This window comes from Streptomyces olivaceoviridis, from assembly GCF_014650115.1.
Lineage (GTDB): Bacteria > Actinomycetota > Actinomycetes > Streptomycetales > Streptomycetaceae > Streptomyces > Streptomyces olivaceoviridis.
In genome coordinates this window covers 625,610-651,655 of sequence record NZ_BMUI01000001.1, presented here as the reverse complement: position 1 = coordinate 651,655, position 26,046 = coordinate 625,610, and the positions used below count along the sequence as shown (strand labels likewise).

Annotated in this window: 22 protein-coding genes; 7 read left to right on the top strand and 15 right to left on the bottom strand. The window is 70.9% G+C overall.

The window, feature by feature from the left end:
* Positions 1 to 41: 41 nt before the first annotated feature.
* Both IE273_RS02920 and IE273_RS02915 read right to left on the bottom strand, forming a co-directional pair.
* Positions 42 to 1,259, bottom strand: a complete 1,218-nt coding sequence (locus IE273_RS02920) for a helix-turn-helix domain-containing protein (protein ID WP_189813519.1) — start codon at positions 1,257 to 1,259, stop codon at positions 42 to 44.
* A 378-nt stretch (positions 1,260 to 1,637) separates the two neighbouring features.
* Positions 1,638 to 1,907 (bottom strand): hypothetical protein, encoded by a 270-nt coding sequence (locus IE273_RS02915; protein WP_189813518.1) that lies wholly within the window; start codon positions 1,905 to 1,907, stop codon positions 1,638 to 1,640.
* A 326-nt stretch (positions 1,908 to 2,233) separates the two neighbouring features.
* Between IE273_RS02915 and IE273_RS02910 the strand changes: the two genes are divergently transcribed.
* On the top strand, positions 2,234 to 2,761 hold the full coding sequence (locus IE273_RS02910) for a universal stress protein (RefSeq protein WP_030983483.1): 528 nt from the start codon (positions 2,234 to 2,236) through the stop codon (positions 2,759 to 2,761).
* Between the two features lie 188 nt (positions 2,762 to 2,949).
* Here IE273_RS02910 and glmS read toward each other — a convergent pair whose 3' ends face one another.
* Complete coding sequence (gene glmS / locus IE273_RS02905) at positions 2,950 to 4,767, bottom strand: glutamine--fructose-6-phosphate transaminase (isomerizing) (protein WP_189813517.1); 1,818 nt, start codon at positions 4,765 to 4,767, stop codon at positions 2,950 to 2,952.
* Between the two features lie 62 nt (positions 4,768 to 4,829).
* Positions 4,830 to 5,087 carry a hypothetical protein gene (locus IE273_RS02900; RefSeq protein WP_171155966.1) on the bottom strand — a complete coding sequence of 86 codons (258 nt, stop codon included), beginning with the start codon at positions 5,085 to 5,087 and terminating at the stop codon, positions 4,830 to 4,832.
* A 165-nt stretch (positions 5,088 to 5,252) separates the two neighbouring features.
* On the opposite strand from IE273_RS02900, the gene IE273_RS02895 reads away from it, so the two are divergent.
* Positions 5,253 to 6,818 (top strand): purple acid phosphatase family protein, encoded by a 1,566-nt coding sequence (locus tag IE273_RS02895; protein WP_189813516.1) that lies wholly within the window; start codon positions 5,253 to 5,255, stop codon positions 6,816 to 6,818.
* 52 nt (positions 6,819 to 6,870) lie between these two features.
* Here IE273_RS02895 and IE273_RS02890 read toward each other — a convergent pair whose 3' ends face one another.
* Positions 6,871 to 7,743 (bottom strand): DUF4429 domain-containing protein, encoded by an 873-nt coding sequence (locus IE273_RS02890; protein ID WP_189813515.1) that lies wholly within the window; start codon positions 7,741 to 7,743, stop codon positions 6,871 to 6,873.
* A 79-nt stretch (positions 7,744 to 7,822) separates the two neighbouring features.
* Between IE273_RS02890 and IE273_RS02885 the strand changes: the two genes are divergently transcribed.
* Positions 7,823 to 9,424, top strand: coding sequence for a beta-N-acetylhexosaminidase (locus IE273_RS02885; protein WP_189813514.1), 1,602 nt, complete (start codon positions 7,823 to 7,825; stop codon positions 9,422 to 9,424).
* 62 nt (positions 9,425 to 9,486) lie between these two features.
* Here the strand turns inward: IE273_RS02885 and IE273_RS02880 are convergent, their stop codons facing one another.
* The 6 genes from IE273_RS02880 to IE273_RS02855 form a co-directional block, all read right to left on the bottom strand.
* Entirely contained in the window at positions 9,487 to 11,256 is a 1,770-nt protein-coding gene (locus IE273_RS02880) for an IucA/IucC family protein (RefSeq protein ID WP_189813513.1), read from the bottom strand.
* Positions 11,253 to 11,792 (bottom strand): GNAT family N-acetyltransferase, encoded by a 540-nt coding sequence (locus IE273_RS02875; RefSeq protein ID WP_189813512.1) that lies wholly within the window; start codon positions 11,790 to 11,792, stop codon positions 11,253 to 11,255. Before IE273_RS02875 ends, IE273_RS02880 begins: the two co-directional genes overlap by 4 nt.
* A complete protein-coding gene (locus IE273_RS02870; protein WP_189813511.1) occupies positions 11,789 to 13,075 on the bottom strand; it encodes a lysine N(6)-hydroxylase/L-ornithine N(5)-oxygenase family protein in 1,287 nt (428 codons plus the stop codon). Before IE273_RS02870 ends, IE273_RS02875 begins: the two co-directional genes overlap by 4 nt.
* Positions 13,059 to 14,501 (bottom strand): lysine decarboxylase DesA, encoded by a 1,443-nt coding sequence (gene desA, locus IE273_RS02865; protein WP_189813510.1) that lies wholly within the window; start codon positions 14,499 to 14,501, stop codon positions 13,059 to 13,061. Before desA ends, IE273_RS02870 begins: the two co-directional genes overlap by 17 nt.
* A 106-nt stretch (positions 14,502 to 14,607) precedes the next feature.
* Positions 14,608 to 15,456 (bottom strand): siderophore-interacting protein, encoded by an 849-nt coding sequence (locus IE273_RS02860; protein WP_189813509.1) that lies wholly within the window; start codon positions 15,454 to 15,456, stop codon positions 14,608 to 14,610.
* A 49-nt stretch (positions 15,457 to 15,505) separates the two neighbouring features.
* Entirely contained in the window at positions 15,506 to 16,552 is a 1,047-nt protein-coding gene (locus IE273_RS02855; protein ID WP_189813508.1) for an ABC transporter substrate-binding protein, read from the bottom strand.
* Between the two features lie 423 nt (positions 16,553 to 16,975).
* Here IE273_RS02855 and IE273_RS02850 point away from each other — a divergent pair, with 423 nt between their 5' ends.
* On the top strand, positions 16,976 to 17,149 hold the full coding sequence (locus tag IE273_RS02850; RefSeq protein ID WP_189813507.1) for a hypothetical protein: 174 nt from the start codon (positions 16,976 to 16,978) through the stop codon (positions 17,147 to 17,149).
* A 54-nt stretch (positions 17,150 to 17,203) separates the two neighbouring features.
* Here IE273_RS02850 and IE273_RS02845 read toward each other — a convergent pair whose 3' ends face one another.
* Genes IE273_RS02845 through IE273_RS02830 form a run of 4 tightly spaced genes read right to left on the bottom strand, consistent with a single transcriptional unit; the run spans position 17,204 to position 22,852 of the window.
* Positions 17,204 to 18,364: an acyl-CoA dehydrogenase family protein gene (locus IE273_RS02845; RefSeq protein ID WP_189813506.1), complete on the bottom strand. Its 1,161-nt coding sequence runs from the start codon at positions 18,362 to 18,364 to the stop codon at positions 17,204 to 17,206.
* Positions 18,365 to 18,369: 5 nt separating this feature from the next.
* Complete coding sequence (locus IE273_RS02840; protein WP_189813505.1) at positions 18,370 to 19,314, bottom strand: hydroxymethylglutaryl-CoA lyase; 945 nt, start codon at positions 19,312 to 19,314, stop codon at positions 18,370 to 18,372.
* A complete protein-coding gene (locus IE273_RS02835) occupies positions 19,311 to 21,224 on the bottom strand; it encodes an acetyl/propionyl/methylcrotonyl-CoA carboxylase subunit alpha (RefSeq protein ID WP_189813504.1) in 1,914 nt (637 codons plus the stop codon). Before IE273_RS02835 ends, IE273_RS02840 begins: the two co-directional genes overlap by 4 nt.
* An 11-nt stretch (positions 21,225 to 21,235) precedes the next feature.
* Positions 21,236 to 22,852 (bottom strand): carboxyl transferase domain-containing protein, encoded by a 1,617-nt coding sequence (locus tag IE273_RS02830; RefSeq protein WP_189813503.1) that lies wholly within the window; start codon positions 22,850 to 22,852, stop codon positions 21,236 to 21,238.
* Between the two features lie 97 nt (positions 22,853 to 22,949).
* On the opposite strand from IE273_RS02830, the gene IE273_RS02825 reads away from it, so the two are divergent.
* The 3 genes from IE273_RS02825 to IE273_RS02815 all read left to right on the top strand — a co-directional run bounded on the left by IE273_RS02825 (position 22,950) and on the right by IE273_RS02815 (position 25,778).
* Positions 22,950 to 23,546, top strand: coding sequence for an SACE_7040 family transcriptional regulator (locus IE273_RS02825; RefSeq protein ID WP_189813502.1), 597 nt, complete (start codon positions 22,950 to 22,952; stop codon positions 23,544 to 23,546).
* Between the two features lie 145 nt (positions 23,547 to 23,691).
* On the top strand, positions 23,692 to 24,849 hold the full coding sequence (locus IE273_RS02820; RefSeq protein ID WP_014672877.1) for an acyl-CoA dehydrogenase family protein: 1,158 nt from the start codon (positions 23,692 to 23,694) through the stop codon (positions 24,847 to 24,849).
* Positions 24,850 to 24,896: 47 nt separating this feature from the next.
* Positions 24,897 to 25,778 carry an acyl-CoA thioesterase gene (locus tag IE273_RS02815; protein WP_189813501.1) on the top strand — a complete coding sequence of 294 codons (882 nt, stop codon included), beginning with the start codon at positions 24,897 to 24,899 and terminating at the stop codon, positions 25,776 to 25,778.
* Positions 25,779 to 26,046: the final 268 nt, after the last annotated feature.

Below are 26,046 nucleotides of genomic sequence, written 5' to 3'. Positions count from 1 at the left end.
CGGGAAGGGGGCGGGATGCTCCCGCCCCCTTCCCGTCGCACTCAGTTACCGCTGCGCGGACCCGGCAGCAGGCCCACCGCGCCCGCCGTGGCGCGGCGGCTCTGGAGGGGCACCCCGCTGTCCCGGTGCTCGTGGAGCAGGGGGGCCGGGTTCACCGGGCCGGGACCGGGCAGACCCGAGGGCGCGCCCTGCTGGCCGGACGGCGGCACGGCCGCCTCCGCCTCACCCGGCTTGTCGCCCTGCGGCCGGCGGGCCCGGTAGGCGGCCCGGTAGGCGGCGGGGGACGAGCCGAGCTGGCGGCGGAAGTGGCCGCGCAGGGCCACCGGCGAGCGGAACCCGCACCGGCCCGCCACCTCGTCCACGGAGTAGTCCGACGTCTCCAGCAGACGCTGGGCCTGGAGCACGCGCTGTGTGATCAGCCACTGGAGCGGCGCGCTGCCCGTCAGCGAGCGGAACCGACGGTCGAACGTACGGCGGCTCATGTAGGCGCGTGCCGCCAGCGTCTCCACGTCGAACTGCTCGTGGAGGTGTTCCAGCGCCCAGGCGACGACCTCGGCGAGCGGGTCGGCGCCGATCTCCTCCGGTAAAGACCGGTCGAGATAGCGCTCCTGGCCGCCCGACCGGCGCGGCGGGACCACCAGGCGCCGGGCGAGCGCTCCGGCCGCCTCGTTGCCGTGGTCCGTCCGCACGATGTGGAGACAGAGATCGATTCCGGCCGCCGTACCCGCGCTCGTCAGCACGTCGCCGTCGTCGACGAACAGCTCGCGTGGATCGACGTGCACCGACGGATAGCGCTTGGCCAGCGTCGGCGCGTACATCCAGTGCGTGGTCGCCGGGCGGCCGTCCAGCAGTCCGGCCGCCGCGAGCACGAACGCGCCCGTGCACAGCCCGACGATGCGGGCGCCCTCCTCGTGGGCCCGGCGCAGCGCGTCCAGTGCTTCCTCCGGCGGCGGCGAGGTGATCGAACGCCAGGCCGGTACGACGACCGTCCCGGCGCGTGAGATCGCCTCCAGCCCATGCGGCGCGGTGAGTTCCAGGCCCCCTGTGGTCCGCAGCGGGCCTTCCTCGCCGGCACACACCAGAAGGCGGTAGCGCGGCACGCCGGCGTCCTGGCGGTCGATCCCGAACACCGACAGCGGAATGGAACTCTCGAAGATGGGGCCGCCGCTGAACAGCAGCACCGCGACGATCTCCTTGCGGCGTCGCCCGGACAGTTTCCGGGCTGCGGCGTCCGGCGAGGCAGTGGAGTCGTGGCTCATACTGCTAAGCCCCCCTCGGTGGTCGCGGCTCCTCGGTTGTGTCGCTCCTGCACGTTTCCCCTCGGTCCTGCACGAGTCCCCCGCCGTAAGACAGTCAAGATCGAATCTACTGGCTCCCGCGATCGCGCGGTGACCAGTTCCACACGCGGCACATTGTCGACATGACAACTTGGCGTGAAGCATTCGATCACGAAGCGTTGCACTCGCGAGGCGTGCAGGGAAGTGCGCCTTGTCGCAGTGGCCAAACCGCGTAGGGTGCACAGCGGCCCGTAGACCCTTTCCGTGCAGGTGGAACGGGGGTTGGGGGGTGGTTCGGACCCCTCCTGGTCGATATCCAGAAGTTGGCTGAAAAGCAGCGCTCGCAGGCGCGGAAACAGGTCAGTCGACCGGTGTCTGCTCCCGGGTGTGACGTCCGCCTCTTTGCGCGGCGCAACGCTCGGCGCACCGCTCGGAACGGCGCAGCAGCACCCGGCAGGCCGCCGTGACGGCGGCGAGGCCCAGCGCGGTGCCCGTGGCGCCGGCCAGCGAGGTGCCGTACCAGAGGAGGACCACGGGCACGAGCACGCAGCTGAAGACGGCCCAGCGGATCACATCGCTCGCACTGTCCGGTGCGGGGCGCGGGTCGCGGCGGGGTCGGGCTCCGGGCATCTCGTACTCCCTGTGGCGGTGGCTCACCCCGGTTCAACGTCCGTTCGACCGGTCGGTCACCGAACGCGCATCTGTGAATCCCGTGCAAACCGCCTGTACGGGGCAGCGACCATTGCGCTGCGGGCGCGGCTCGTGCATGCTCCGGTGAACCCCTACGGACGTCGGGGACCGCTCACGGAGCGTGCGCGGGATCTGGGCTCAGGAGGCGTGCGGCCGTACCCTTGGGGGTATGGGCTTGGGAAGATGTTTCCCGGACACAGCTCCGCAGCACGCTTCCGCAGCACACTGTCGTCCCTCCCATGAAGGATCACAACGCCGAGACAGCCATGGCCGGTCACGAATTCTCCGAACCCGCGGACCGCAAGCGGCCGGTCGCCGACCCCACGGCGGCCGATCCCCTGGCGGCGGCGGAGTCACGCCCGTCCTGCGACCCCGCCTTCCGGCACGGAGTCGTCGTCGGCTTCGACGGCTCCACCTCCAGTGAGCGCGCCCTCGCCTACGCGATCGGCATGGCCCACCGTTCCCGTTCCGGTCTGATCATCGTGCACGTCGCCAACCGGCTGCCCACCACGGTGTGGGCCGGCTGCGAGCCGCCCGTCTTCGTGGACGTCCCGGACCACCGCACGGAGGTCCTGGGCCTGGAGCTGGCCTGCGCGGACTACCTGGCCGAGGTCCCGTGGATCCTGGTCGAGCGGGGCGGGGACATCTGTCACGAACTCGAAGAGGTCGGCCGCGAGTACGAGGCCGACGCGATCGTGGTCGGCTCCACGCACGGCATCGTCGGCCGGATCTTCGGCTCGGTCGCGGGGCGGCTCGCCAAGCGGGCGCAGCGGCCCGTGATCGTCATCCCCTGACGTCTCACGCTTCGTCAACTTCCTTCGTGCGGCGCGAAACTACTCGTGCGTAGAGGTGGTTCGTGCCCTTGTGAAGGGCATATACCGCTCTGCTGCGGGCCGGGGGGTGACGGCCGCCGGCTGAGATCGAGCAGCACGGAAAGGACCCCCACGTGCAAGGTGGCACACGTGGGGGTCCGTTCTGTCCGCTACTCGACCGTCACCGACTTGGCGAGGTTCCGCGGCTTGTCTATGTCCCGGCCCAGGGCCTTCGCCGTGTGGTACGCCAGGAGCTGGAGGGGGATGCCCATCAGGATCGGGTCCAGCTCGTCCTCGTTCTTCGGGACGAGGATCGTCTGGTCCGCCTTCTCCTGGTGCTGGTGGGCGACCGCCAGGATCTTGCCCTCGCGGGCCTTGATCTCCTCCAGGGCCGCGCGGTTCTTCTCCAGCAGGTCGTCGTCGGGGACGATCGCGACCGTGGGCAGGGCCGGCTCGATGAGGGCCAGCGGGCCGTGCTTCAGCTCGGAGGCGGGGTAGGCCTCGGCGTGGATGTAGGAGACCTCCTTGAGCTTCAGGGAGGCCTCGCGGGCCACCGGGTAGCCCCGGACGCGGCCGATGAAGAGCATCGAGCGGGCGTCGGCGTAGCTCTCCGCCAGCTTCTTGATCTCCTCCTCCTGGTCCAGGATCTCGGTGATCTGCTGGGGCAGCTTGCGCAGGCCCTCGATGATCCGCTTGCCGTCGCGGACCGAGAGGTCGCGGGTGCGGCCGAGGTGCAGGGCGAGCAGCGCGAAGGCGACCGTGGTGTTGGTGAAGCACTTCGTGGAGACCACGCAGACCTCGGGGCCCGCGTGGACGTAGATGCCGCCGTCGGCCTCGCGGGCGATCGCCGAGCCGACGACGTTGACCACGCCGAGGACCCGGGCGCCCTTGCGCTTCAGCTCCTGCACGGCGGCCAGGACGTCGTACGTCTCACCGGACTGGGAGACCGCGATGTACAGGGTGTCGGGGTCGACGACCGCGTTGCGGTAGCGGAACTCGGAGGCGGGCTCGGCGTCGGCGGGGATGCGGGCCAGCTCCTCGATCATCTGGGCGCCGATCATGCCCGCGTGGTACGAGGTGCCGCAGCCGAGGATCTTCACGCGGCGGATCTGCCGGGCCTCGCGGGCGTCCAGGTTGAGGCCGCCCAGGTGCACGGTGGAGAAGCGGTCGTCGATGCGGCCGCGCAGCACGCGGTCCACGGCGTCGGCCTGCTCGTGGATCTCCTTGTGCATGTAGGTGTCGTGGCCGCCCATGTCGTAGGAGGCCGCCTCCCACTCCACGGTGGTCGGCTCGGCCGAGGTGCGGGTGCCCTCGGTGGTGTACGTGCGGAAGTCGTCGGCCTTGAGGGTGGCCATCTCGCCGTCGTCCAGCGTCACTATCTGCCGGGTGTGGGCGACCAGGGCGGCGATGTCCGACGCGACGAACATCTCCTTCTCGCCGATGCCGAGGACGACCGGGGAGCCGTTGCGGGCCACCACGACGCGGTCGGAGAAGTCGGCGTGCATGACCGCGATGCCGTACGTGCCCTCGACCACCCGCAGGGCCTCGCGGACCTTGTCCTCCAGCTTCTCGGCCTGCGAGCGGGCGATCAGGTGGGTGAGGACCTCGGTGTCGGTCTCGGAGAGGAACTCGACGCCGTCGGCCTCCAGCTTGCGGCGCAGGTCGGCGGCGTTGTCGATGATGCCGTTGTGGACGACGGCGACCTTGTTGTCGGCCGACATGTGCGGGTGGGCGTTGACGTCGGACGGAGCGCCGTGGGTGGCCCAGCGGGTGTGGGCGATGCCGGTGGTGCCCTTGAAGCGCGCCGGGACCTTGGCCTCCAGGTCGCGCACCCGGCCCTTGGCCTTGACCATCTTCAGGCCGGGCGTCTTCGGGGAGGTGACGACGACGCCCGCGGAGTCGTAGCCGCGGTACTCCAGGCGCTGGAGGCCCTCCAGGAGGAGAGGAGCGACGTCACGCTTCCCGATGTATCCGACGATTCCGCACATGTATAGAGGTATCCCTTGGCTGTCGCTGGGCCGGGCTGCCGCCGGCCGGGTTCCGGCTGGTTTCAGCCGTAGACCATGCGGCGCAGCTGCCTGAGCGTCAGCTCCGGCGGCGCCACCGCCCGGTACTTCAGGTCCGCCCCGATCCGTTCGAAGATCTCCGCGTTCACCAGGCCCTGGGCCTGGAGTTCGCGGTGGCGGCGGCGGACGAACTCCTGGATCGTCTCGTCGAAGTAGGCGAGCACGTCCTGGACCACACGCAGCGCCTCGCCCCGGCTGAGGGGCGTGGACCGCGTCAGGTGATCAAGAAGTTCGTCGTGCACCCGGTAGATCCTGGAGTACCGGAGCCCGTTTCGCAAGAATCGTGCCCGATTCCGGGCAAGCGGCTGTTGAAACTCTTATGGGGCTCTGTTCGCGAGCTGTCCATCCCGCGTCCTGCGACTCGTTGCCCGAACAGACGAGTTTCAGACGTCATGGACATTCCTCGTATGGGAGTACCCGAGAAGCTGGCCGCGCGCATGAGCATGGCCGAGCAGCATGAGTACCTGCGCGCCAGATTCTCGCGGCGCACCATGATCAGGGGCGGCGCGGTCACGCTGGGCGCCGTGGCGGGTGGCGCGTTCGTGCCGGGCGCCACCGCCCAGGCGGCCGTGCCGACCAGGCAAACCGCCCCCGCCGCCCAGCACGTCGACGGCGCCCTCGTCGCCCCCTTCGGCCGCCACCTGGCCTGGGGCAACGACCCGCGCACCGAGATCACCGTCTCCTGGCAGGTCCCGGTCGCCGTCAAGAAGCCGTTCATCCGCGTCGGCGCCCACCCCTGGGACCTCTCGCGCAAGATCGACGCCGAGGTCCGCACCCTCTACACCCCGGCCGGTGTCGGCGCGAGCGGCGACCACACCCAGTACTACCTGCACGCCAAGCTGACCCACCTGCGCCCCGGCAAGACCTACTACTACGGCGTCGGCCACGAGGGCTTCGACCCGGCCGAGCCGCACCTGCTGGGCACGGTCGGCACGTTCACCACCGCCCCCGCCCACAAGGCGCCGTTCACCTTCACCGCCTTCGGCGACGAGGGCGTCGGCTACCACGGCCTGGCCAACAACAGCCTGCTCCTCGGTCAGAACCCGGCCTTCCACCTGCACGCCGGCGACATCGCCTACGCCGACCCGGCCGGCGCCGGCAAGACCGCCGACACCGGCTTCGACTCGCGCACCTGGGACTCCTTCCTCGCCCAGACCGAGTCGGTCGCCAAGCAGATCCCGTGGATGCCCGCGTACGGCAACCACGACATGGAGGCCTGGTACTCGCCCAACGGCTACGGCGGCGAGGAGGCCCGCTGGACCCTCCCGGACAACGGCCCCGACAAGAAGAACCTGCCGGGCGTCTACTCCTTCGTCTACGGCAACACGGCGGTCATCTCGCTCGACGCCAACGACGTCTCCTTCGAGATCCCGGCGAACCTGGGCATATCCGGAGGAACCCAGACCACGTGGCTGGAAGGCCGGCTGAAGAAGTTCCGCGCCGCCAAGGACGTCGACTTCATCGTCGTCTTCTTCCACCACTGCGCCTACTGCACCTCCACCGCGCACGCCTCGGAGGGGGGAGTGCGCCAGGAGTGGGTGCCGCTGTTCGAGAAGTACACGGTGGACCTGGTCATCAACGGCCACAACCACCAGTACGAGCGCACCGACGTCATCAAGGCGGGCAAGGTCACCAAGAAGCTGCCGATCGGCGGCACGGCCTACCCCGAGACCGACGGCGTGGTCTACGTCACCGCGGGCGCCGCCGGCCGCAGCCTGTACGCGTTCTCCGCGCCGGACTCCTACGAGGGGCACGAGCACGAGACCGACTCCGTGGCCTCGTTCGTCAACACCAAGGACGGCAAGGTCAACGAGACCGTCACCTGGTCCCGGGTGCGTTACCTCAACTACTCCTTCCTGCGCGTGGACGTCGCCCCCGCGCCGAAGGGCCGGCAGACCACGCTGACGGTGTCGGGCATCGCCGAGACCGGCGACCGCATCGACCACTTCACGGTGTCCCGCACGGCCAAGTAGGCCCCGGGCGAGCGGGCGGTCCCCACCGGCGCTTCTATCGCCGGCGCCTTCCTCACAGGCGCTTGAGGACCGCCCGCTTGGCCAGGGCGAACTCCTCGTCCGTCAGCACCCCGTCGCGGTGCAGCTCACCCAGCTCGCGCAGCCGGCGCAGCAGCACGTCGTGGTCGTCCCCGGCGGGCTCGCCGGCCGGCGGGGGCGCGACCTGCCGCACGTCCGGCTCCGCCGCCGAGGGATGCGGCAGGCGCGCCTGCACCGCCGCCGCGACCAGGGCCATCAGCGGATCCCTCTTGAAGCCCCACAGCTCGACCGCGTTCGGGTCGTACTTGGGCGGTGCGGCGACCGGGGCGCCGCGCACCAGGAACCGCAGGTGCCCGTTCTCCAGGCCGACCGCCGGCTGCCACTCGACGCCGGTGATGTCCGCGAGGGGGATCGTGCGCGGCCCGGCGGCGGCCTTGGCCTCCTCGGTCTTCCAGTTCCACTCCAGCCGCACGCGCTCCCCGTCGAAGCCCGCCGTGCCGTCCCCGGCCGAGGCGGACACCGGCACGGACGGGCCCGGCAGCAGGTACCCGTCGACCGGCTCCGGCGACACCCCGTCCAGCAGCAGGGCGTCGCGCACCTCGTCGGCGACGTACTCGGCGACGCCGTAGCGGTCGGGCTCCACCGTCAGCCGGTACGGGTCGTGCGGCTCGGCGAGCCGGCCACCGGTGGCGTGCAGCAGCGGGTCGGCGCCGGCGCGCAGCCGCAGCCTGAGCCGCCCCGACTTCCGGCCCTGTTCGAAGGAGACACCGGCCAACGCGCCGAGCGGTACGATGAGTTCGCCCAGCTCGCGGCGGAGCAGGCCCACGTTCTTGTCCCGGCCCGGGGTGAGGCGCAGGGCGTCCCCGTCGAAGGCCCAAGTACCGTCCTTCTGGATGATTTCCGCCATGCGGGGATTGTTCCACCCGATCTGCGGGACAGTGGTCTCGACCAAGTCTGACGGTCACCCCCTTCCGAAGGGAGCGCTTGTGAGACGGAACCACAGCACGACTCCCCGCCTGACCCACGTCCTCGGTTCCCTGCTGCTGCTCGCGGCGGCCGGCGTCGCCACCCTCGGCGCGGACCACACGGCGCAGGCCGCCGCCCCGACCCCCCTGGACCGGGTGGTCCCGGCCCCCGCCTCGGTCACGCCCGGCGGAACGCCGTACCGCATCACCCGGGACACCCGGGTCCGCGTCGACGGATCGGCCGAGGTCCGCCGCGTCGGCGGCTACCTGGCCGCACTGCTGCGCCCGGCCACCGGCTATCCGCTGCCGGTCACCGACCACGGCACCGGCGGCATCCGACTCAGCCTGACGCGGGGCGACTTCGGCGCCGAGGGCTACCGGCTGCACAGCGGCGCGAGCGGTGTCACCCTCACCGCGCGCACCCCCGCCGGCCTCTTCCACGGCGTCCAGACCCTGCGCCAGCTCCTCCCGGCGGCCGTCGAGAAGAAGACCGTCCAGCCCGGTCCCTGGCCGGTCGCCGGCGGCACCGTGCGGGACCGTCCCCGCTACGCCTACCGGGGCGCCATGCTCGACGTCTCCCGGCACTTCTTCACGGTTGCCCAAGTGAAGCGGTACATCGACCAGTTGGCGCTCTACAAGGTCAACGAGCTGCATCTGCACCTCAGCGACGACCAGGGCTGGCGCATCGCGGTCGACTCCTGGCCGCGCCTGGCCTCCTACGGCGGCTCCACCCAGGTCGGCGGCGGCCCGGGCGGCCACTACACCAAGGCCGACTACCGGGAGATCGTGCGGTACGCGGCCTCCCGCTACCTGGAGGTCGTGCCCGAGATCGACATGCCCGGCCACACCAACGCGGCCCTCGCCTCCTACGCGCGGCTCAACTGCGACGGCGTGGCACCCCCGCTGTACACCGGGACCGAGGTCGGCTTCAGCTCGCTGTGCGTGTCCGAGAAGGCCACCTACGACTTCGTGGACGACGTCGTCCGGGAGCTGGCCGCCCTCACCCCCGGCCGCTATCTGCACATCGGCGGCGACGAGGCGCACTCCACCAGCCACGCGGACTACGTGACGTTCATGGACCGGGTGCAGCCGGTCGTCGCCCGCTACGGCAAGACCGTCATCGGCTGGCACCAGCTCACCGGCGCGCACCCGGCGAAGGGCGCCCTCGCCCAGTACTGGGGCCTGGACGACACCAGCGCGGCCGAGAAGACACAGGTCGCCCAGGCCGCCCGGAACGGCACGGGCCTGATCCTGTCCCCGGCCGACCGGACCTACCTCGACATGAAGTACACGCGCGACACCGGTCCCGGTCAGGACTGGGCGGGCCTGGTCGAGGTGAAGCGGTCCTACGACTGGGATCCGGGCGCCTATCTCGCCGGGGCGCCGGCCTCCGCGGTCCGGGGCGTCGAGGCACCCCTGTGGACGGAGAACGTGACGGACACCGCCGAGATCGAGTACATGGCGTTCCCCCGGCTCGCCGGCGCGGCCGAGCTGGGCTGGTCACCGGCGGCCACCCACGACTGGAACGCCTACCGGGTCCGGCTGGCGGCCCAGGGCCCCCGCTGGGACGCCCTCGGCATCCACTACTACCGCTCACCACAGGTGCCCTGGCCGGCCCGCTGACCGACATCCGACGGGCACCCCGCAGGACCGTACCGCGGGGTGCCCGTCAGCTCCGTGCGCCGTCAGAACCCGGCGATCGGGTTCTTCAGGGTGCCGACGAGCTGGAGCGCGCCGGACGGGTCGGCGAGGTCCACCATCTGCCTGTTGTCGCGCAGCTGGAGACGGTTCAGGCAGGACAGCGCGAACTCGGGGGCGAACACGTCGTACTGGCGGAACCTGCCGGCCAGCTGGGGGTTCGCCTCCTGGTACTCGCGGGTGACCTCGGCGACCGTGCGCCAGAAGCCGTCCTCCTCCAGGACGCCCTCGGCGGCGAGGCGGGCGGCGAGGAAGCGGAAGAAGCAGTCGAAGACGTCCGTGAAGATGGACAGCAGCTTCGTGTCCTCGGGGACCTCGACACGGATCCGCCGCACCTGCGGCGGCAGGGCCGCGTCCGGGTCCATGACGGCGATCTCCTCGGCGATGTCCTTGTAGACCGCCCGCTGCACGGCCCCGTCCCGCAGCACCAGGATCGTGTTCTCGCCGTGCGGCATGAACACCAGGTCGTAGGCGTAGAAGCTGTGCAGCAGCGGGGTGTAGTAGGCCCGCAGGTACCGCCGCAGCCACTCGGTGGGGGCCAGGCCCGAGCGTTCGATCAGCGCGCCCGCGAAGGAGGCGCCCTCGTCGTCCACGTGCAGCAGCGAGGCCATGGTGGCGAGGGTCTCGCCGTCCCGCAGCGACGGCACCGGGCTCTCCCGCCACAGCGCGGCCAGCATCTTGCGGTACGGCGAGTAGCGGTCGGTGGCCCGCTCGTACTCCAGGTGCCGGTAGCCGACGGCGGCCCGCTCCCGGATGATCGTGAGGCCGGTCGCCTTGAGCACAGGGTCGCCGTCGATCAGCCGGGCCAGCCAGTCGTTGATGGCCGGGGTCGCCTCCATGTAGGCGGCGGACAGGCCCCGCATGAACCCCATGTTGAGGACCGACAGGGCGGTCTTCACATAGTGCTTGCGCGGGTCGCTGGTGTTGAAGAAGGTGCGGATCGACTGCTGGGCCAGGTACTCGTCGTCGCCCTCGCCCAGGCAGACCAGGTGCCGGCGGGCCACCTCGGCGGCGAACGTGACGCTGAGCTTGTTCCACCACTGCCAGGGGTGGACCGGGATGAACAGGTAGTCGGCGGGGTCCAGGCCCCGGTCGGTGAGGACGGCACGGAACCGCTCCACCGTCTTCTCGCCGAGCTCGTCCCGCAGGAAGGACTCGTACTCGATCCCGGTCCCGGCCGTGAACGCGGCCCGCGAGCGGTGCGCGGCCAGCCACACCAGCCGTACCGGACTCGCCGTCTCCGGCGCGTACGACAGGTAGTCGTGGACACCGAAGCCGAGCCGCCCGTTGTTCGCGACGAAGCACGGGTGGCCCTCGGTCATCCCGGTCTCTATCGCCTGGAAGCCGCTGTCGACCAGCTCGGCCGAGGTCACGCGGGGCTTGGTGAGCTTGTAGCAGGTGCCCGAGAGGGTCGAGGAGATCTCCTCCAGGTAGACCGGCAGGATCTCGTCGCTCAGTCCCAGCGACTCCTTCAGCTCGATGAAGAAGTCCAGCGCCGACAACGGGAGTTCGGCGCTCTCGCGGTGCCGGGTGAGGGAGCCGGCGTCGATCTCCCAGTGGTCCAGGGCCCTGCGCACGGCGCTGAACCGGTAGGTGGTGAGCCCGTCGTCGCTGCGGACGACGTACCGGCCGCCGTCCTCCTCGGGCGTGATCAGCCGCTCGTGCGCGAACTCGGCGAGCGCCTTGCGCAGCAGCAGCCGGTTGGCGGTCGCCCAGCGCTCGGGGGACAGATGGGCCACGGCGTCGGCGAGGGTCATGCGGTCACCGCCTTCTCGAACTGCTCGCGGGTGCAGAAGCTCAGCAGCGCCCGCTTCTCCGGCTTGTCGATCTCCCGCTCGGGCACGAACCCGACGGCCGCGTTCAGGGCGTGCACGGCCGTGTTGCGGACGTCCGGCTCGACGACGACCCGCCGCACCGCCGGGTCCTCGAAGAGACGGGCCATGACGGCGGTGATGACGGCCCTGGTGAACCCGTGCTCGGGGGTGTCGGTGGCCGGGGTCAGGAAGTGCATCCCGACATCGCCCGGCCGCGCCTCGTACAGCCCGGCCAGCTCCCGGTGCGCGGGGTCGTACCTCTCCGTCAGGAAGGCGGGCGTGCCGTCGCGCAGCCCGAGCAGGGCGTCGTGGTGCTCGTCCGCCGCGATCTCCATGTAGGCGCGCTCGACGTCCTCCAGCCGCGCGTCCTGCATCATCCAGAAGGCCGCCTTGGGGTGGGTGACCCAGGAGTGCAGCAGCTCGGCGTCCGTCAGCGGGTCGACGGGACGGAACGTGAAGGTCATGGTCGTGCCGGTCATACCGCGAACTCCTGGAAGGCGATGGTCTTCTCCACCGGGTAGTACTCCGTGCCGAGCAGTTCCCGGATGATGTACGCGTTCCGGTACGCGCCCATGCCCAGGTCGGGGCTGGTGATGCTGTGGGTGTGCACGCCGGCGTTCTGGAGGAAGATCCCGCGGCCGGTGACGTCGACGGAGTAGTTGCGGGCGACGTCGAAGCGTCCGCGGCCGTCGAAGCGGAGCCGGTCGCGGACCGGGGCGAGGAAGGCCGGCGGGGTGTAGTGGTAGCCGGTGGCCAGGACCAGGCCCTCGGTGCGGATCTCGAAGTCCTTGCCCTGCTCGTCCTGGTGGAAGCCGAGCGTGTACGTGCCGTCCTGGTACGTCGCCGCGCGCAGCGAGGAGTTGGTGAGCAGCCGGGTGGGGACCGGGCGGTCGCCGCTCTCGACGTTCTTCTGGTACAGCAGGTCGAAGATCGCGTCGATGAGGTCCGAGTTGATGCCCTTGAACAGGCCCTTCTGCTGCTTCTCCAGCCGGTAGCGGGTCTCCTCGGGCAGCGCCCGGAAGTAGTCGACGTAGTCCGGGGAGGTCATCTCCAGGGTCAGCTTGGTGTACTCCAGCGGGAAGAACCGCGGGGAGCGGGTGACCCAGTTGAGCCGGTAGCCGTGGACGTCGATCCCGGCGAGCAGTTCGTGGTAGATCTCGGCCGCGCTCTGGCCGCTGCCGACGATCGTGATGGACCGCTTCTCCAGCAGCTCCGCCTTGCGGTGCATGTACTGGGAGGTGTGCAGGAAGTCGCCGCCCAGCCCCTGACATGCCTCCGGGACGAAGGGGACCGTGCCGGTGCCGAGGACCAGGTGCCGGGCCCGGTAGGTGTCCCCGGCGCCGGTGCGCACGGTGTACCGCTCGTCCTCGTACGTCACCTCGGTGACCGTGGTGCCGAAGCGGACGCCGCTCAGCTTGTTCGCGGCCCAGCGGCAGTAGTCGTCGTACTCGACCCGCAGCGGGTAGAAGTTCTCGCGGATGTAGAACGAGTACAGTCTGCCCTTCTCCTTCAGGTAGTTCAGGAAGGAGTACGGCGAGGTCGGGTCGGCCAGGGTGACCAGGTCCGACATGAACGGGGTCTGGAGGTGGGCGCCGTCCAGGAACATGCCGGCGTGCCACTCGAAGTCGGGCTTGGACTCCAGGAAGACGCCGTCCAGTCCGGCGATCGGCTCGGTGAGGCAGGCGAGTCCGAGGTTGAAGGGGCCGAGCCCGATCCCCACGAAGTCGTAGGTCTTGCCGTGGGCTTCAGGACGCGCGGTCAAGGGACTCTCCCAGGTACTGCTCGGCGTGGCCGGCGATCAGATCGAGGACGGCGGCGATGTCCGCCGTCTGTGTCTCGGGGTTGAGCAGGGTGCACTTCAGGTAGTGGCGGCCCCCCACCTCGGTGCCCGCGACGACGGCGTCACCGGAGGCGAACAGGGCCTTGCGGGCGTACAGGTTGGCGCGGTCGATCTCGGCCGGGTCGGTGACGGCCGCCGGGACGTAGCGGAAGACGAGGGTGGAGAGGGTGGGCTCGACGACGACGTCGTAGCGGGGGTCGGCCGCGAGCAGTTTCCAGCCCTCCCGGGCCAGGTCGCACACCTCGTCGAAGAGCTGCCCGATGCCGTCGGCGCCCATCGTGCGCAGCGTCATCCACAGCTTGAGGGCGTCGAAGCGGCGGGTGGTCTGGAGGGACTTGTCGACCTGGTTGGGGATGCGTTCCAGCACCATGCGGCGCGGGTTGAGGTACTCCGCGTGGTAGGTGGCGTGCCGCAGGGTGGCCGCGTCCCGGACCAGCACGGCGGACGAACTGACCGGCTGGAAGAAGGACTTGTGGTAGTCGACGGTGACCGAGTCGGCGCGCTCGATGCCGTCGACGCGGTCCCGGTACTTCAGGGAGGCGAGCAGGCCGCAGCCGTAGGCCGCGTCGACGTGCATCCAGACGCCGTACTGGGCGCACAGCCCGGCGATCTCCGGGAGCGGGTCGATGGAGCCGAAGTCGGTGGTGCCGGCGGTGGCGACGACGGCCATGGGGATCAGGCCGTCCTGCCGGCAGCGCTCCAGCTCATGGGCGAGGGCGACCGTCTGCATGCGCTTGTCGTGGTCGACGGGGACGGTGACGACGGCGTCCGGCCCGAGCCCGAGCAGTTTCGCGGACTTCCTGACGCTGAAGTGACTGACCTCGGAGGCGAAGACGCGCAGTTTCGCCAGGCCGTCGCCCTTGGCCTCCTCGCGGGCCAGCAGCAGCGCCTGGAGGTTGGACTGGGTGCCGCCGGAGGTGAAGACGCCGTCGGCGGCCGGGCCGAGGCCGATGCGGGCGGCCGTCCAGTCGATGAGCTTGCGCTCGATGAGGGTGCCGCCGGCCGACTGGTCCCAGGTGTCCAGTGAGGAGTTGACCGCGGAGAGCACGGCCTCGGCCAGCACCGCCGGGATGACGACCGGGCAGTTGAGGTGGGCGAGGTAGCGGGGGTGGTGGAAGTAGACCGCGTCCCGGAGGTAGACGTCCTCCAGTTCGTCCAGCACGGCGACGGTGTCGCCCAGCGGGCGGTCGAGGTCGATCGCGTCGATGGTGGGAGAGAGGGCGTCCACGGTGACGCCGGTGAACGGACGGTCGGTGGTGGCGAGTTTGGCCGCCACCCGCTCGACTCCTTCGGTCACGGAGCTGCGGTAGTGCTCCGCGGTGAGGCCATTGAGCAGGTGCGAGCGCATGTGGGGGTCCTCCGAGGGGACGGTCCGTGCGAGATCAACTTAGGTTAGCCTAACCTAAGTTTCCGTGTCGGGGCATGCCGTGACCCGTGGCCGATGTCACGACGGGTCAGGTTTGTTCGGCGGTCCGGAGCTGCTCCTCCGTCATCCCCTGCCGCCAGTAGCCGACGAAGGTGACGCGCCGCCGGTCCACCCCGCGCTCACCGACGAAGTGCCGCCGCAGCGCCTTCACCCGACCGGACTCGCCGGCGATCCACACATAGGCCCGCTCGGCGTCCGGCAGGGCAGTGGCTCGTACGGCGTCGACGGCCAGGGGGGACCCGCCGTGCCGCACGAGCCATGTGATCTCCGCGTCCGCCTCCGTGCGCACGTCCTGGACGTCACCGGCGTGCGGCACCTCCAGCCAGGCCCGGGCCCGGGTGCCGGCGGGGAGGGCTTCGAGGATCGCGGCCGCGGCGGGTACGGCGGTCTCGTCGCCGCACAGCACGACGGGACCGGTGTCCTCGGGCGGACGGAACCGGATCGCCCGGTTGTCGGCGACGGCCGGGCCGAGCAGCAGCACCCGGTCACCGGCGGCGGCACGGGCGGCCCAGCGGGAGGCGGGGCCGGCGGGCGTGGCCGCACCCGGCTCCACGCCGTGCAGGGCGAAGTCGATGTCGATCTCGTCGGGGTCGCGGCGCAGTGCCCGGAGCGTGTACGAGCGCATCACCGCCCGTACGTCGTCCGGGAGTTCCCGCCACCCCTGCCACCAGCCCTCGCCCAGTTCCAGCGGGACGACGGGTTCGGTCTGCCCGGGGTGCGGGAGGAAGAGCGACAGGGACTGGTCGCGCCCGTCCGAGTGGAAGGCGTGCAGATCGGCTCCGCCGAAGGTGACCCGGACCAGGGACGGGCCGAGCCGCCTCGTCCGTGCGACCTGAAGGGAGAAGAAACGGAACGGGGCGGCTACGGCCGTCGTCATGTGTGGCTCCTGAGAGGGGGTTCAGGGCTTTGCCAGAGGCACCTACGGGTCAGCTGACCTTCTTGGCCTTCTCCAGGGCCTCGGCCAGATTCGTCAGCAGCGGCACGCACTTGTCGTACGACAGGATCGGCTCGGGGGAGCGGGCGATGACCTGGCCCGCCTTCACCGCGGGCAGCTTCTTCCAGGTGGCCTTGGTGATGTCGGCGGGCTGGATGGCCGAGGTGCGGTCGTCCATCATGATGATGTCGGCCTGGTACTTGTCGACGTTCTCCCAGCTCAGCGACTCGTACCAGCCGCCGCCCTGCTTCTTGGCGCTCTCCGGCGGCTCCACGAAGTTCACGCCGAGGGCCTTGAAGTACTCCAGGTCGATGGAGAGGTTGGTGCCGGAGACGTAGAACAACTGGTCGCTGGCGCTGCCGGCCATCACCTTGATGCCGGGCTTGGCCTTGGCGGCGGCGCGCAGCCGGGCGGCGGCGTCCTCGAACCGCTTCTTGGCGTCGGTGACCTTGGCGGCCTTCATGTCCGCGCCGAGCGACTCGGCGAGGTCCCACATGCGCTGGAGCGGCTCGGTGAGCTGGCGGTCGTAGACGGAGATGCCGACGCTGGGGGCCAGTTGGGCGATCTTCTTCTTCGACTCCTCGGGGACGTACCAGAGGGTGCCGGCGCCGTCGAACATCGTGGAGACGAGCACGTCCGGGGCGAGGGAGGCGTACTTCTCGACGCTGAACTGGCCCCAGGTGTTGCCGAGGACCGTCACCTTGCTGACGTCCATGTCACCGGCCTGGACATCGGGCTTGCCGGCGGTGGTCTTCGTCGGGCCGAAGACGCCCTTCACCTGGATGCCGTAGTCGTACAGCGCGGCGCCGACACCGGTGAACGCGACGATGTTCGCGGGGACCTTGTCCAGCTTCACGGTCGTGCCGCGGTCGTCCTTGAAGGACCAGGGCCCGGACGTGCCGCCCTTCGCCTCCGTGCCGGAGCCGCTGTCTTTGCCCTTGTCGTCCCCGCAGGCGGCGAGCGCGGCGCCGAGTCCGAGAGCGCCGCCGGCGGCGAGCAGGCCACGGCGAGTGAGGTGGGTGACACGGGCATGGGGCATGGGTATGACTGCTTTCGAACGGGGCGAAGCGCCCGCCGGACAAGTTCGAAGGTAGGTTAGCCTAACCTCAGCTGATGTCCAGGGGGCGGTACCTGCCCGTTCGACCGGTGTGCGCCTGGCCGACAACCGCCGACGGACGCGGAGTTGGCGGTACGGCGGACAGGCCGGGGTCCGCGCGGCTACAGTCGGCACCGCACGGTCGGCACAGCCGGCTGCGACGGGAATGGGTCCGACGTCCCTTTCGGGCGTGGTGGCCGGCGTGAGCCGACCCCGCGTCAATCGCGACAACCGCATACCCGGCCTGTACGTCGGCAGGGCCTCAGTTGGTCATCCGTATTCCGGGTGGTCGGCCTGAGACACCTGCCCTCGCGTACGCGGTCATCCCTCGGCTCGGCCACCCTCCGGCGCAGGAGGAACCCGAGCGTGGATCTGCAGATCATCCTGGCGATTCTCGGCACGGCGGGCGTCGTGTCCGCGGCTCTGTCCGCCCTGAAGGGGCTTCTGGACCAGGTGCCCGAAGTGATCCGGTCCTGGCGGCGTGTCGTGGACGAGGCCCGGCGTTCGCGCGCGGACGACGGCGGGGACAGCGCGCGATGACACGGGACCGGCAGCCGGTGCCGCCGGTCCCGTGCGGGTGGGCCGGGCTCCGGGTCAGCTCACCAGGCCCAGTTCGCGGGCGATCAGCATCCGCTGGACCTCGCTCGTGCCCTCGCCGATCTCCAGGATCTTGGAGTCGCGCCACATGCGGGCCACCGGGTACTCGTTCATGAAGCCGTAGCCGCCGTGGATCTGGGTGGCCTCGCGGGCGTTGTCGACGGCGACCGTGGAGGAGTAGAGCTTGGCCAGGGCCGCCTCCTTCTTGAAGGGCTCGCCGGCCACCAGACGGCTGGCGGCGTCGCGCCAGGCGAGGCGGGCCGTGTGGGCCTTCATCTCCATGTCGGCGATCTTGAACTGGATCGCCTGGTTGGCGCCGATGGGCTTGCCGAAGGCATGGCGTTCCTTGGCGTACTTGACCGACTCGTCCACACAGCCCTGGGCCAGGCCCGTCGCCAGGGCCGCGATGGCGATGCGGCCCTCGTCCAGGATGCGCAGGAACTGGGCGTAGCCCCGGCCCTGTTCGCCCAGGAGGTTGGCGGCGGGGACCCGGACGTCGGTGAACGACAGCTCACGGGTGTCCGACGCGTTCCAGCCGACCTTCGAGTAGGGCGCCGCCACCGTGAAGCCCGGCGTGCCCGACGGGACGATGATCGCCGAGATCTCCGGCCGGCCGTCCGGCTTGCGGCCGGTGACGGCGGTGACGGTCACCAGTGCCGTGATGTCCGTGCCCGAGTTGGTGATGAAGCACTTCGAGCCGTTGATCACCCACTCGTCCGTGTCCGGGTCGAGGCGTGCCGTCGTACGGGTCGCCCCCGCGTCGCTGCCGCCGTCGGGTTCCGTGAGGCCGAACGCGCCCAGGATCTCGCCCGCGCACAGCCGGGGCAGCCATGTGCGCTTCTGCTCCTCCGTGCCGAACAGGTGCAGCGGCATCGCGCCCAGTGAGACCCCCGCCTCCAGGGTGATGGCCACCGACGAGTCGACACGGGCCAGCTCCTCCAGCGCGATGCCGAGCGCCAGGTAGTCACCGCCCATACCGCCGTACTCCTCCGGGAACGGCAGCCCGAACAGGCCCATGCGGCCCATCTCCCGGACGATCTCGTACGGGAACTCGTGCCGCTCGTAGAAGTCGCCGATCTTCGGCGCCACGACATCGTGCGCGAACTCCTCCACCGTACGGCGGAGGTCCTCCAGCTCGGGGCTGAGACGGTGGTCCATGCTGATCACTGGTCCTTGTGGGAGAGAGCGCGGACGGTACGGGACGGGCTGGGGCGGCCCAGCTGTTCGGCCATCCACACGCTCGTGGCGGTCAGACGGCCGAGGTCGACACCGGTCTCGATGCCGAGCCCGTGCAGCATCCAGACGAGGTCTTCGGTGGCGAGGTTGCCGGTGGCGGACTTGGCGTACGGACAGCCGCCGAGGCCGCCGGCGGAGGCGTCGACCGTGGTGACACCGTGCTGGAGCGCCGCCAGCGTGTTGGCGAGCGCCTGGCCGTAGGTGTCGTGGAAGTGCACGCCGATCACCTCCGTCGGCACGCCCCGCTCGTTCAGCAGGCCGAGCAGCTCGCGCACCTGACCGGCCGTGGCCACGCCGATCGTGTCGCCGAGGCTCAGCTCGTCACAGCCCATGTCCCGCAGGGCCGTGCACACCCGGGCCACCTGGTCCGGCGGCACCGGGCCCTCCCACGGGTCGCCGAAGCACATGGACACATAGCCGCGCACGTGCGCGCCCTGGTCCTTGGCCTGCCGGACCACCCGCTCGAACACCGCCAGCGACTCGTCCAGCGTGCGGTTGAGGTTGGCCTTCGCGAAGGACTCGGTGGCGCTGGCGAACACGGCGACGCGCTCGGCGCCGAGGGCCAGTGCCCGGTCCAGGCCGCGCCGGTTGGGGACCAGCACCGGCAAGGCTGCCCCGGGCAGGTCGCTCACCAGCGGGAACAGCTCCTCGGCGTCCGCGAGCTGGGGCACCCACTTGGGGTGCACGAAGCTCGTCGCCTCGATCGTCGTCAGGCCCGCGCCGGCCAGCCGCCGGATGAACTCCGCCTTCACCGCCGTCGGCACGGCCGTCTTCTCGTTCTGCAACCCGTCCCGCGCGCCGACCTCGTGGATCCGCACCCGCGCGGGCAGCCCCGGGGCCGGTACGACCATGGGCAGACCGTCGACGCTCATTCCGCCGCCTCCTTGGGGGCGATGACGGCCAGCACCTGGTCCATGGCGACCGTCGTGCCGGGCGTCACGTCCAGCTCGGCGACCGTGCCGGCGTGCGGGGCGGAGATGACGTGCTCCATCTTCATCGCCTCCACCACCAGCAGGCTCTGCCCGGCGGTCACTTCGTCACCGACGGCCACCTTGACCACCGTCACCGTGCCGGGCATGGGCGCGGTGAGCGAGTCGGCACCCGCGTGGGCCGCGCGGTTCAGCGACGCGGCCACCGGGTCGTGGTCGCGCACCTGCCAGGCGTCGCCGTCGCGGCCGATCCAGTCACCGGCCCGGTGGAACGTGTGCCGGACGCCGTCGAGGGTGACGGTCACGCGGTCGCCGCTGACGGTGTGGGTGCCGCGGGGCGAGTACGTCACCGGGTCCTGCGCCCGCAGGTGGAAGGCGGGCGGCTTCGGGGTGCCGCCGAGGCGCCAGCCGCTCGGCACGGAGAAGGGGTCGGTCCAGCCCTCCGTACGCGGCTGGAGCCGCTCCAGGCGTACGGCCGCCGCGGCCTCGTAGACCTCCTCGGGCACGTCCGTGGAGACCAGGTCGTCCACGACGCGTTCGACCAGGCCCGTGTCCAGCTCGCCCGCGGCGACCGCCGGATGGGCGAGCAGCCGGCGCAGGAACCCGGCGTTGGTCTGCACGCCCAGCGTGACCGTCTCCGCGAGCGCCGAGCGGAGCTTCCTGAGCGCCGTCTCGCGGTCGGCGCCGTACGCGATCACCTTGGACAGCATCGGGTCGTACAGGCTGCCCACCTCGGTGCCCTCGGTGAGCCCGGAGTCGGTGCGCACGCCGTCGCCCTGCGGTTCGCCCAGCAGCAGGACCGTGCCACCGGACGGCAGGAACCCGCGCGCGGGGTCCTCCGCGCAGATCCGGGCCTCCACCGCGTGGCCGGTCAGCCGCAGGTCCTCCTGCGCGAACCCCAGCGGCTCCCCGGCGGCCACCCGCAGCTGCCACTCCACCAGGTCCAGCCCGGTGACGAGTTCGGTGACCGGGTGCTCCACCTGGAGGCGGGTGTTCATCTCCATGAAGTAGTACCGCGAAGGGTCGCCGCCCGGGACGATGAACTCCACCGTGCCCGCGCCCCGGTACCCGCACGAGCGGGCCGCCTGGACGGCCGCCTCGCCCATCGCGGCCCGGGTCTCCTCGTCGAGGAGCACGCTCGGCGCCTCTTCGATGATCTTCTGGTGGCGCCGCTGGAGGGAGCACTCGCGCTCGCCCAGGTGGACCACGTTGCCGTGGCCGTCGGCCAGCACCTGGATCTCGATGTGCCGGGGCCGGTCGACCCACCGCTCCACCAGCAGGGTGTCGTCGCCGAAGGAGGCGCGGGCCTCGCGGCGGGCGGCGGCGATCTCCTCCTCCAGCACGGTCATGTCCCGCACCAGCCGCATGCCCTTGCCGCCGCCCCCGGCGGACGGCTTGAGCAGCACGGGGGCGCCCAGGGCGCGGGCCGCCTCGGCGAGCTCGGGGTCCCGGCCGCCCGGCACCACCGGCACCCCGGCCGCCTGCACCGTCTCCTTGGCGCGGATCTTGTCGCCCATGAGCGCGATGGCGTCCGCCGACGGGCCGATGAACACCAGCCCCGCCTCCTCGCAGGCGCGCGCGAAGCCCGCGTTCTCCGCGAGGAAGCCGTAGCCGGGGTGGACGGCCTGGGCGCCGGTGCGGGCGGCGGCCCGAAGCAGCCGCTCCACCGACAGATAGCTCTCGGCGGCCGGCGCCGGACCGATCCGTACCGCCGTGTCGGCCTCCCGGACGTGCCGCGCGTCGGCGTCGGCGTCGGAGAAGACCGCCACCGAGCGCACGCCCAGCGAGCGGAGCGTACGGATGACGCGTACGGCGATCTCGCCCCGGTTGGCCACCAGCACTGTGTCGAACACGGTTCCCCTCCTCACATCCGGAAGACGCCGAACTGGGGGTCTCCCAGGGGCGCGTTGGCGCAGGCCGTCAGGGCGAGGCCCAGCACCTGACGGGTTTCCAGCGGGTCGATCACGCCGTCGTCCCAGAGCCGGGCGGTGGCGTAGTAGGCGTTGCCCTGGCGTTCGTACTGCGCGCGGACGGGCGCCTTGAACGCCTCCTCGTCCTCGGCGGGCCAGGACTCCCCGCGCGCCTCCAGCTGGTCCCGCTTGACGGTCGCCAGCACGGACGCGGCCTGCTCGCCGCCCATGACGGAGATCTTGGCGTTGGGCCACATCCACAGGAAGCGGGGCGAGTAGGCCCGGCCGCACATCGAGTAGTTGCCCGCGCCGTAGGAACCGCCGACGACGACCGTCAGCTTCGGCACGCGCGTGCAGGCGACCGCGGTCACCATCTTGGCGCCGTGCTTGGCGATGCCGCCGGCCTCGTAGTCCTTGCCGACCATGAAGCCGGAGATGTTCTGGAGGAACACCAGCGGGATGCCGCGCTGGTCGCACAGCTCGATGAAGTGCGCGCCCTTCTGGGCGGACTCGGAGAACAGGATGCCGTTGTTGGCGACGATCCCGACCGGGTGGCCGTGGACGCGCGCGAAGCCGGTGACCAGGGTCTGCCCGAACTCGCTCTTGAACTCGGCGAACCGGGAGCCGTCGACCACGCGCGCGATGATCTCGCGGACGTCGTAGGGGGTGCGGGAGTCGACGGGGACCGCGCCGTAGAGCCCGTAGGGGTCCACCTTCGGCTCGGTGACGGGCGTGACCTCCCAGGGCGGGGACTGCCGGACCGGGAGCGTGGCGACGATGTTCCGGACGGTCCTGAGCGCGTGCGCGTCGTCCTCGGCGAGGTGGTCGGTGACCCCGGAGACCCGGGAGTGGACCTCGCCGCCGCCCAGCTCCTCCGCCGTCACGACCTCGCCGGTGGCCGCCTTCACCAGGGGCGGGCCGCCCAGGAAGATCGTGCCCTGGCCGCGCACGATCACGGCCTCGTCGCTCATGGCCGGGACGTACGCCCCGCCGGCCGTGCAGGAGCCGAGCACGGCCGCGATCTGCGGGATGCCCGCGCCGGACATCCGGGCCTGGTTGTAGAAGATCCGCCCGAAGTGGTCCCGGTCCGGGAAGACCTCGTCCTGCATCGGCAGGAAGGCCCCGCCGGAGTCGACCAGGTAGACGCACGGCAGCCGGTTGTCGAGGGCCACCTCCTGGGCGCGCAGGTGCTTCTTCACCGTCATCGGGTAGTACGTGCCGCCCTTGACCGTGGCGTCGTTCGCGACGATCACGCACTCGCGTCCGCTGACCCGGCCGATCCCGGCGATCACCCCGGCGGCCGGGGCCTGTCCCTCGTACATCCCGTCGGCCGCGAGCGGGGCCAGCTCCAGGAAGGGCGAGCCCGGGTCGAGCAGCGTGTCCACCCTGTCCCTGGGCAGCAGCTTGCCGCGCGCGGTGTGCCGGGCCCGCGCCTTCTCGCCGCCGCCGAGGGCCGCCGCGGCCAGCTTGGCGCGCAGCTCCTCCACGAGGGCGAGATGCGCCTGTTCATTGGCCCGCCAGGCCTCCGACGCGGGATCTGCCGCGCTCTGAAGCTCCGGTGCCTCCTGCATCCTGCGGTTCCCCTCACCGGTGATCGAACCTGTTAATGAGCGTTAACCATCGCCACCAGGTTAACGACCGCTAACCTCGCTGTCTAGAATTGTCGGCATGGTCACCAGAACCGACGCCCCCACCCGCCGTGAGCAGATCCTCAAGGAGGCCGCCCGGCTGTTCGCCGAGCGCGGGTTCCACGGCGTCGGCGTCGACGAGATAGGCGCCGCGGTCGGCATCAGCGGCCCCGGCCTCTACCGGCACTTCCCGGGCAAGGACGCGATGCTCGCCGAACTGCTGGTGGGCATCAGCGGGCAGTTGCTGACCGGGGCCAAGCGCCGGCTGGCGGAGGCCGACGGGGTCCCCGCGACCCGCATCCTCGACTCCCTGATCGAGGGCCACATCGACTTCGCCCTGGACGACCGCCCGCTGATCACCCTGCACGACCGCGAGCTGGACCGCCTGCGGGACAGCGACCGCAAGCTGGTGCGGCAGCTCCAGCGGCAGTACGTGGAGCTGTGGGTGGAGGTGGTCCGCGCGGTGTACCCGGGCCTGACCGAACCGGCCGCCCGCTCGGCCGTCCACTCGGTCTTCGGGCTGCTCAACTCCACCCCCCACCTCGGCCGCGCCGGCACGCTGCCCGGCCGGGGCACGACGGCGGCCCTGCTGCACCGCATGGCGCGGGGCGCCTTCGAGGCGGCGGGCGAGGAGTAGCCCGGCCGCGCTGTTCACACAGGTCGGCGACAGGAGCGTGACGAGCGTTACGGCGGGACCCCCCTGGACGGGATTCCGTACTCGCCGGTACGGTGAGTGAGCAAGCGCTTAGACATGCCGATGTCAGGTACGTGGAGGTGACGGCGTGCGCCGTACGGTGTTCAACGAGGATCACGAGGCGTTCCGGGAGACCCTCCGCGCCTTCATCGAGGCCGAGGTCGTGCCGGTGTACGACGAGTGGTTCGCCGCCGGCCAGGCGCCGCGCGACTTCTACTACAAGCTCGGCGAGCTGGGCATCTTCGGCATCAGCGTGCCCGAGGAGTTCGGCGGCGCGGGCCTGGACACCCACAAGTTCGAGGCCGTCCTCTACGAGGAGACCGCCCGCGCCGGCGTGCAGTTCGGCGGCTCCGGCGTGCACGTGCTGCTCGCCCTGCCCTACATCAAGATGCTCGCCACCGACGAGCAGAAGAAGCGCTACCTGCCGAAGTTCGTCACCGGCGAGGAGATGTGGGCCATCGCGATGACCGAGCCGGGCACCGGCTCCGACCTCGCGGGCATGAAGACCACCGCCAAGCTCTCCGAGGACGGCACGCACTACGTCCTCAACGGCGCCAAGACCTTCATCACCGGCGGTGTGCACGCCGACAAGGTGATCGTCTGCGCCCGCACCGCCGCGCCGACCGCCGAGGACCGCCGCCACGGCATCTCCCTGTTCGCCGTGGACACCAAGTCCGAGGGCTACTCCATCGGCCGCAAGCTGGACAAGCTGGGCCTGCGCACCTCCGACACCGCCGAGCTGGCCTTCGTCGACGTCAAGGTCCCGGTCGAGGACCTGCTCGGCGAGGAGAACAAGGGCTTCTCCTACCTCGGCCACAACCTGGCCTCCGAGCGCTGGGGCATCGCCTTCGGCGCCTACGCCCAGGCCAAGGCCGCCGTGCGGTTCGCCAAGAGTTACGTGCAGGAGCGCACCGTCTTCGGCAAGCCGGTCGCCCACTTCCAGAACACCAAGTTCGAGCTGGCCGCCTGCCAGGCCGAGGTGGACGCCGCCGAGGCGGTCGCCGACCGCGCCCTGGAGGCCCTGGACGCCGGTGAGCTGACCCCCGCCGAGGCCGCCTCCGCGAAGCTCTTCTGCACCGAGGTCGCCCACCGCGTGATCGACCGCTGCCTCCAGCTCCACGGCGGCTACGGCTACATGAACGAGTACCCGATCGCCCGCCTGTACGCGGACAACCGCGTCAACCGCATCTACGGCGGTACCAGCGAGATCATGAAGACGATCATCGCCAAGGACATGGGCCTGTAAGGCCCCGGACACCGGCGCGCGATCACCGGCCGGTACAACCGCACACCATGAGCCAGGCACTCCAGGATCTCCTCGATCTGCTCGACCTGGAGCAGATCGAGGAGAACATCTTCCGCGGCCGGTCCCGCTCCGCCGTCGTCCCCCGCGTCTTCGGCGGGCAGGTCGCGGCACAGGCGCTGGTCGCCGCCGGGCGGACGGTCCCCGCGGACCGGCCCGCCCACTCCCTGCACGCGTACTTCCTGCGCCCCGGCGACCCGGACGCGCCGATCGTGTACACCGTGGACCGCATCCGTGACGGCCGGTCCTTCACCACCCGCCGGGTGGTCGCCGTGCAGCACGGCAAGCCGATCTTCCACCTGTCGGCGTCCTTCCAGGTGTACGAGGACGGGCTGGAGCACCAGGCGCCCATGCCCACCGCGCCCGATCCGGCGACGCTGCCGACCTCCCAGGAGCGCCTGGGCGGCTACGGCCACCTCGCCCCCGACGTCGTGGAGCGGTTCCTGGAGGCGCGCGAGGCGATCGACCTCAGGTACGTGGACGAGCCGCCGTACGGGCGGTACGGCGAGCCGCGGGAGCCGCACTCCCAGGTGTGGTTCCGCACCAACGGCAAGCTCGGCGGCGCCGTCGACGAACCCCTGCTGCACGTCGTCCTCGCCACCTACGTCTCCGACATGACCCTGCTCGACTCCGTGCTGCTCGCGCACGGGCGCGGCGGCTGGGCCGTCGGGGACGTCGTCGGCGCCTCCCTGGACCACGCGATGTGGTTCCACCGCCCCTTCCGGGCCGACGAATGGCTGCTGTACGACCAGGAGTCACCGTCCGCGCACGGCGGCCGGGGCCTCGGCCAGGCCCGCATCTACACCCAGGACGGGCGGCTCGCCATCTCGGTCATCCAGGAGGGTGTCGTCCGGGTGCCGAGACGGCCGTGACCCGGGTGCCCTCCGAGATGACGCGTGACCTATGTGGGACTAGGCTCTCTGAGTGAAGGCCGCAGTGAACGGCATGCCCGGCAGACCCGTTACGAGGTGCCCGGCGCCGTTTCGTTCCCCAGTTCCTCCTGGCTGCGGCGACACCTGAAGACCGCGCCGCGTTCTTCCCCTTTCGCAGCGGCGACGGCCATCCACCTCGCGCCTCCCCCAGGGAGCCGGGAGAGACGATGGAAATGGAAGGTATTCCCATGCGATCACAGCGAGCGAG

Excerpts from the sequence above, each read along its gene's own strand:
- IE273_RS02845 (WP_189813506.1), bottom strand. The coding sequence starts at position 18,364 with ATGGACCACCGTCTCAGCCCCGAGCTGGAGGACCTCCGCCGTACGGTG.
- IE273_RS02840 (WP_189813505.1), bottom strand. The coding sequence starts at position 19,314 with ATGAGCGTCGACGGTCTGCCCATGGTCGTACCGGCCCCGGGGCTGCCC.
- IE273_RS02855 (WP_189813508.1), bottom strand. The coding sequence starts at position 16,552 with ATGCCCCATGCCCGTGTCACCCACCTCACTCGCCGTGGCCTGCTCGCC.
- IE273_RS02830 (WP_189813503.1), bottom strand. The coding sequence starts at position 22,852 with ATGCAGGAGGCACCGGAGCTTCAGAGCGCGGCAGATCCCGCGTCGGAG.
- desA (WP_189813510.1), bottom strand. The coding sequence starts at position 14,501 with ATGCGCTCGCACCTGCTCAATGGCCTCACCGCGGAGCACTACCGCAGC.
- IE273_RS02895 (WP_189813516.1), top strand. The coding sequence starts at position 5,253 with ATGGGAGTACCCGAGAAGCTGGCCGCGCGCATGAGCATGGCCGAGCAG.
- IE273_RS02915 (WP_189813518.1), bottom strand. The coding sequence starts at position 1,907 with ATGCCCGGAGCCCGACCCCGCCGCGACCCGCGCCCCGCACCGGACAGT.
- IE273_RS02880 (WP_189813513.1), bottom strand. The coding sequence starts at position 11,256 with ATGACCCTCGCCGACGCCGTGGCCCATCTGTCCCCCGAGCGCTGGGCG.
- IE273_RS02920 (WP_189813519.1), bottom strand. The coding sequence starts at position 1,259 with ATGAGCCACGACTCCACTGCCTCGCCGGACGCCGCAGCCCGGAAACTG.
- IE273_RS02875 (WP_189813512.1), bottom strand. The coding sequence starts at position 11,792 with ATGACCGGCACGACCATGACCTTCACGTTCCGTCCCGTCGACCCGCTG.
- IE273_RS02910 (WP_030983483.1), top strand. The coding sequence starts at position 2,234 with ATGGCCGGTCACGAATTCTCCGAACCCGCGGACCGCAAGCGGCCGGTC.
- IE273_RS02815 (WP_189813501.1), top strand. The coding sequence starts at position 24,897 with ATGAGCCAGGCACTCCAGGATCTCCTCGATCTGCTCGACCTGGAGCAG.
- IE273_RS02890 (WP_189813515.1), bottom strand. The coding sequence starts at position 7,743 with ATGGCGGAAATCATCCAGAAGGACGGTACTTGGGCCTTCGACGGGGAC.
- glmS (WP_189813517.1), bottom strand. The coding sequence starts at position 4,767 with ATGTGCGGAATCGTCGGATACATCGGGAAGCGTGACGTCGCTCCTCTC.
- IE273_RS02860 (WP_189813509.1), bottom strand. The coding sequence starts at position 15,456 with ATGACGACGGCCGTAGCCGCCCCGTTCCGTTTCTTCTCCCTTCAGGTC.
- IE273_RS02825 (WP_189813502.1), top strand. The coding sequence starts at position 22,950 with ATGGTCACCAGAACCGACGCCCCCACCCGCCGTGAGCAGATCCTCAAG.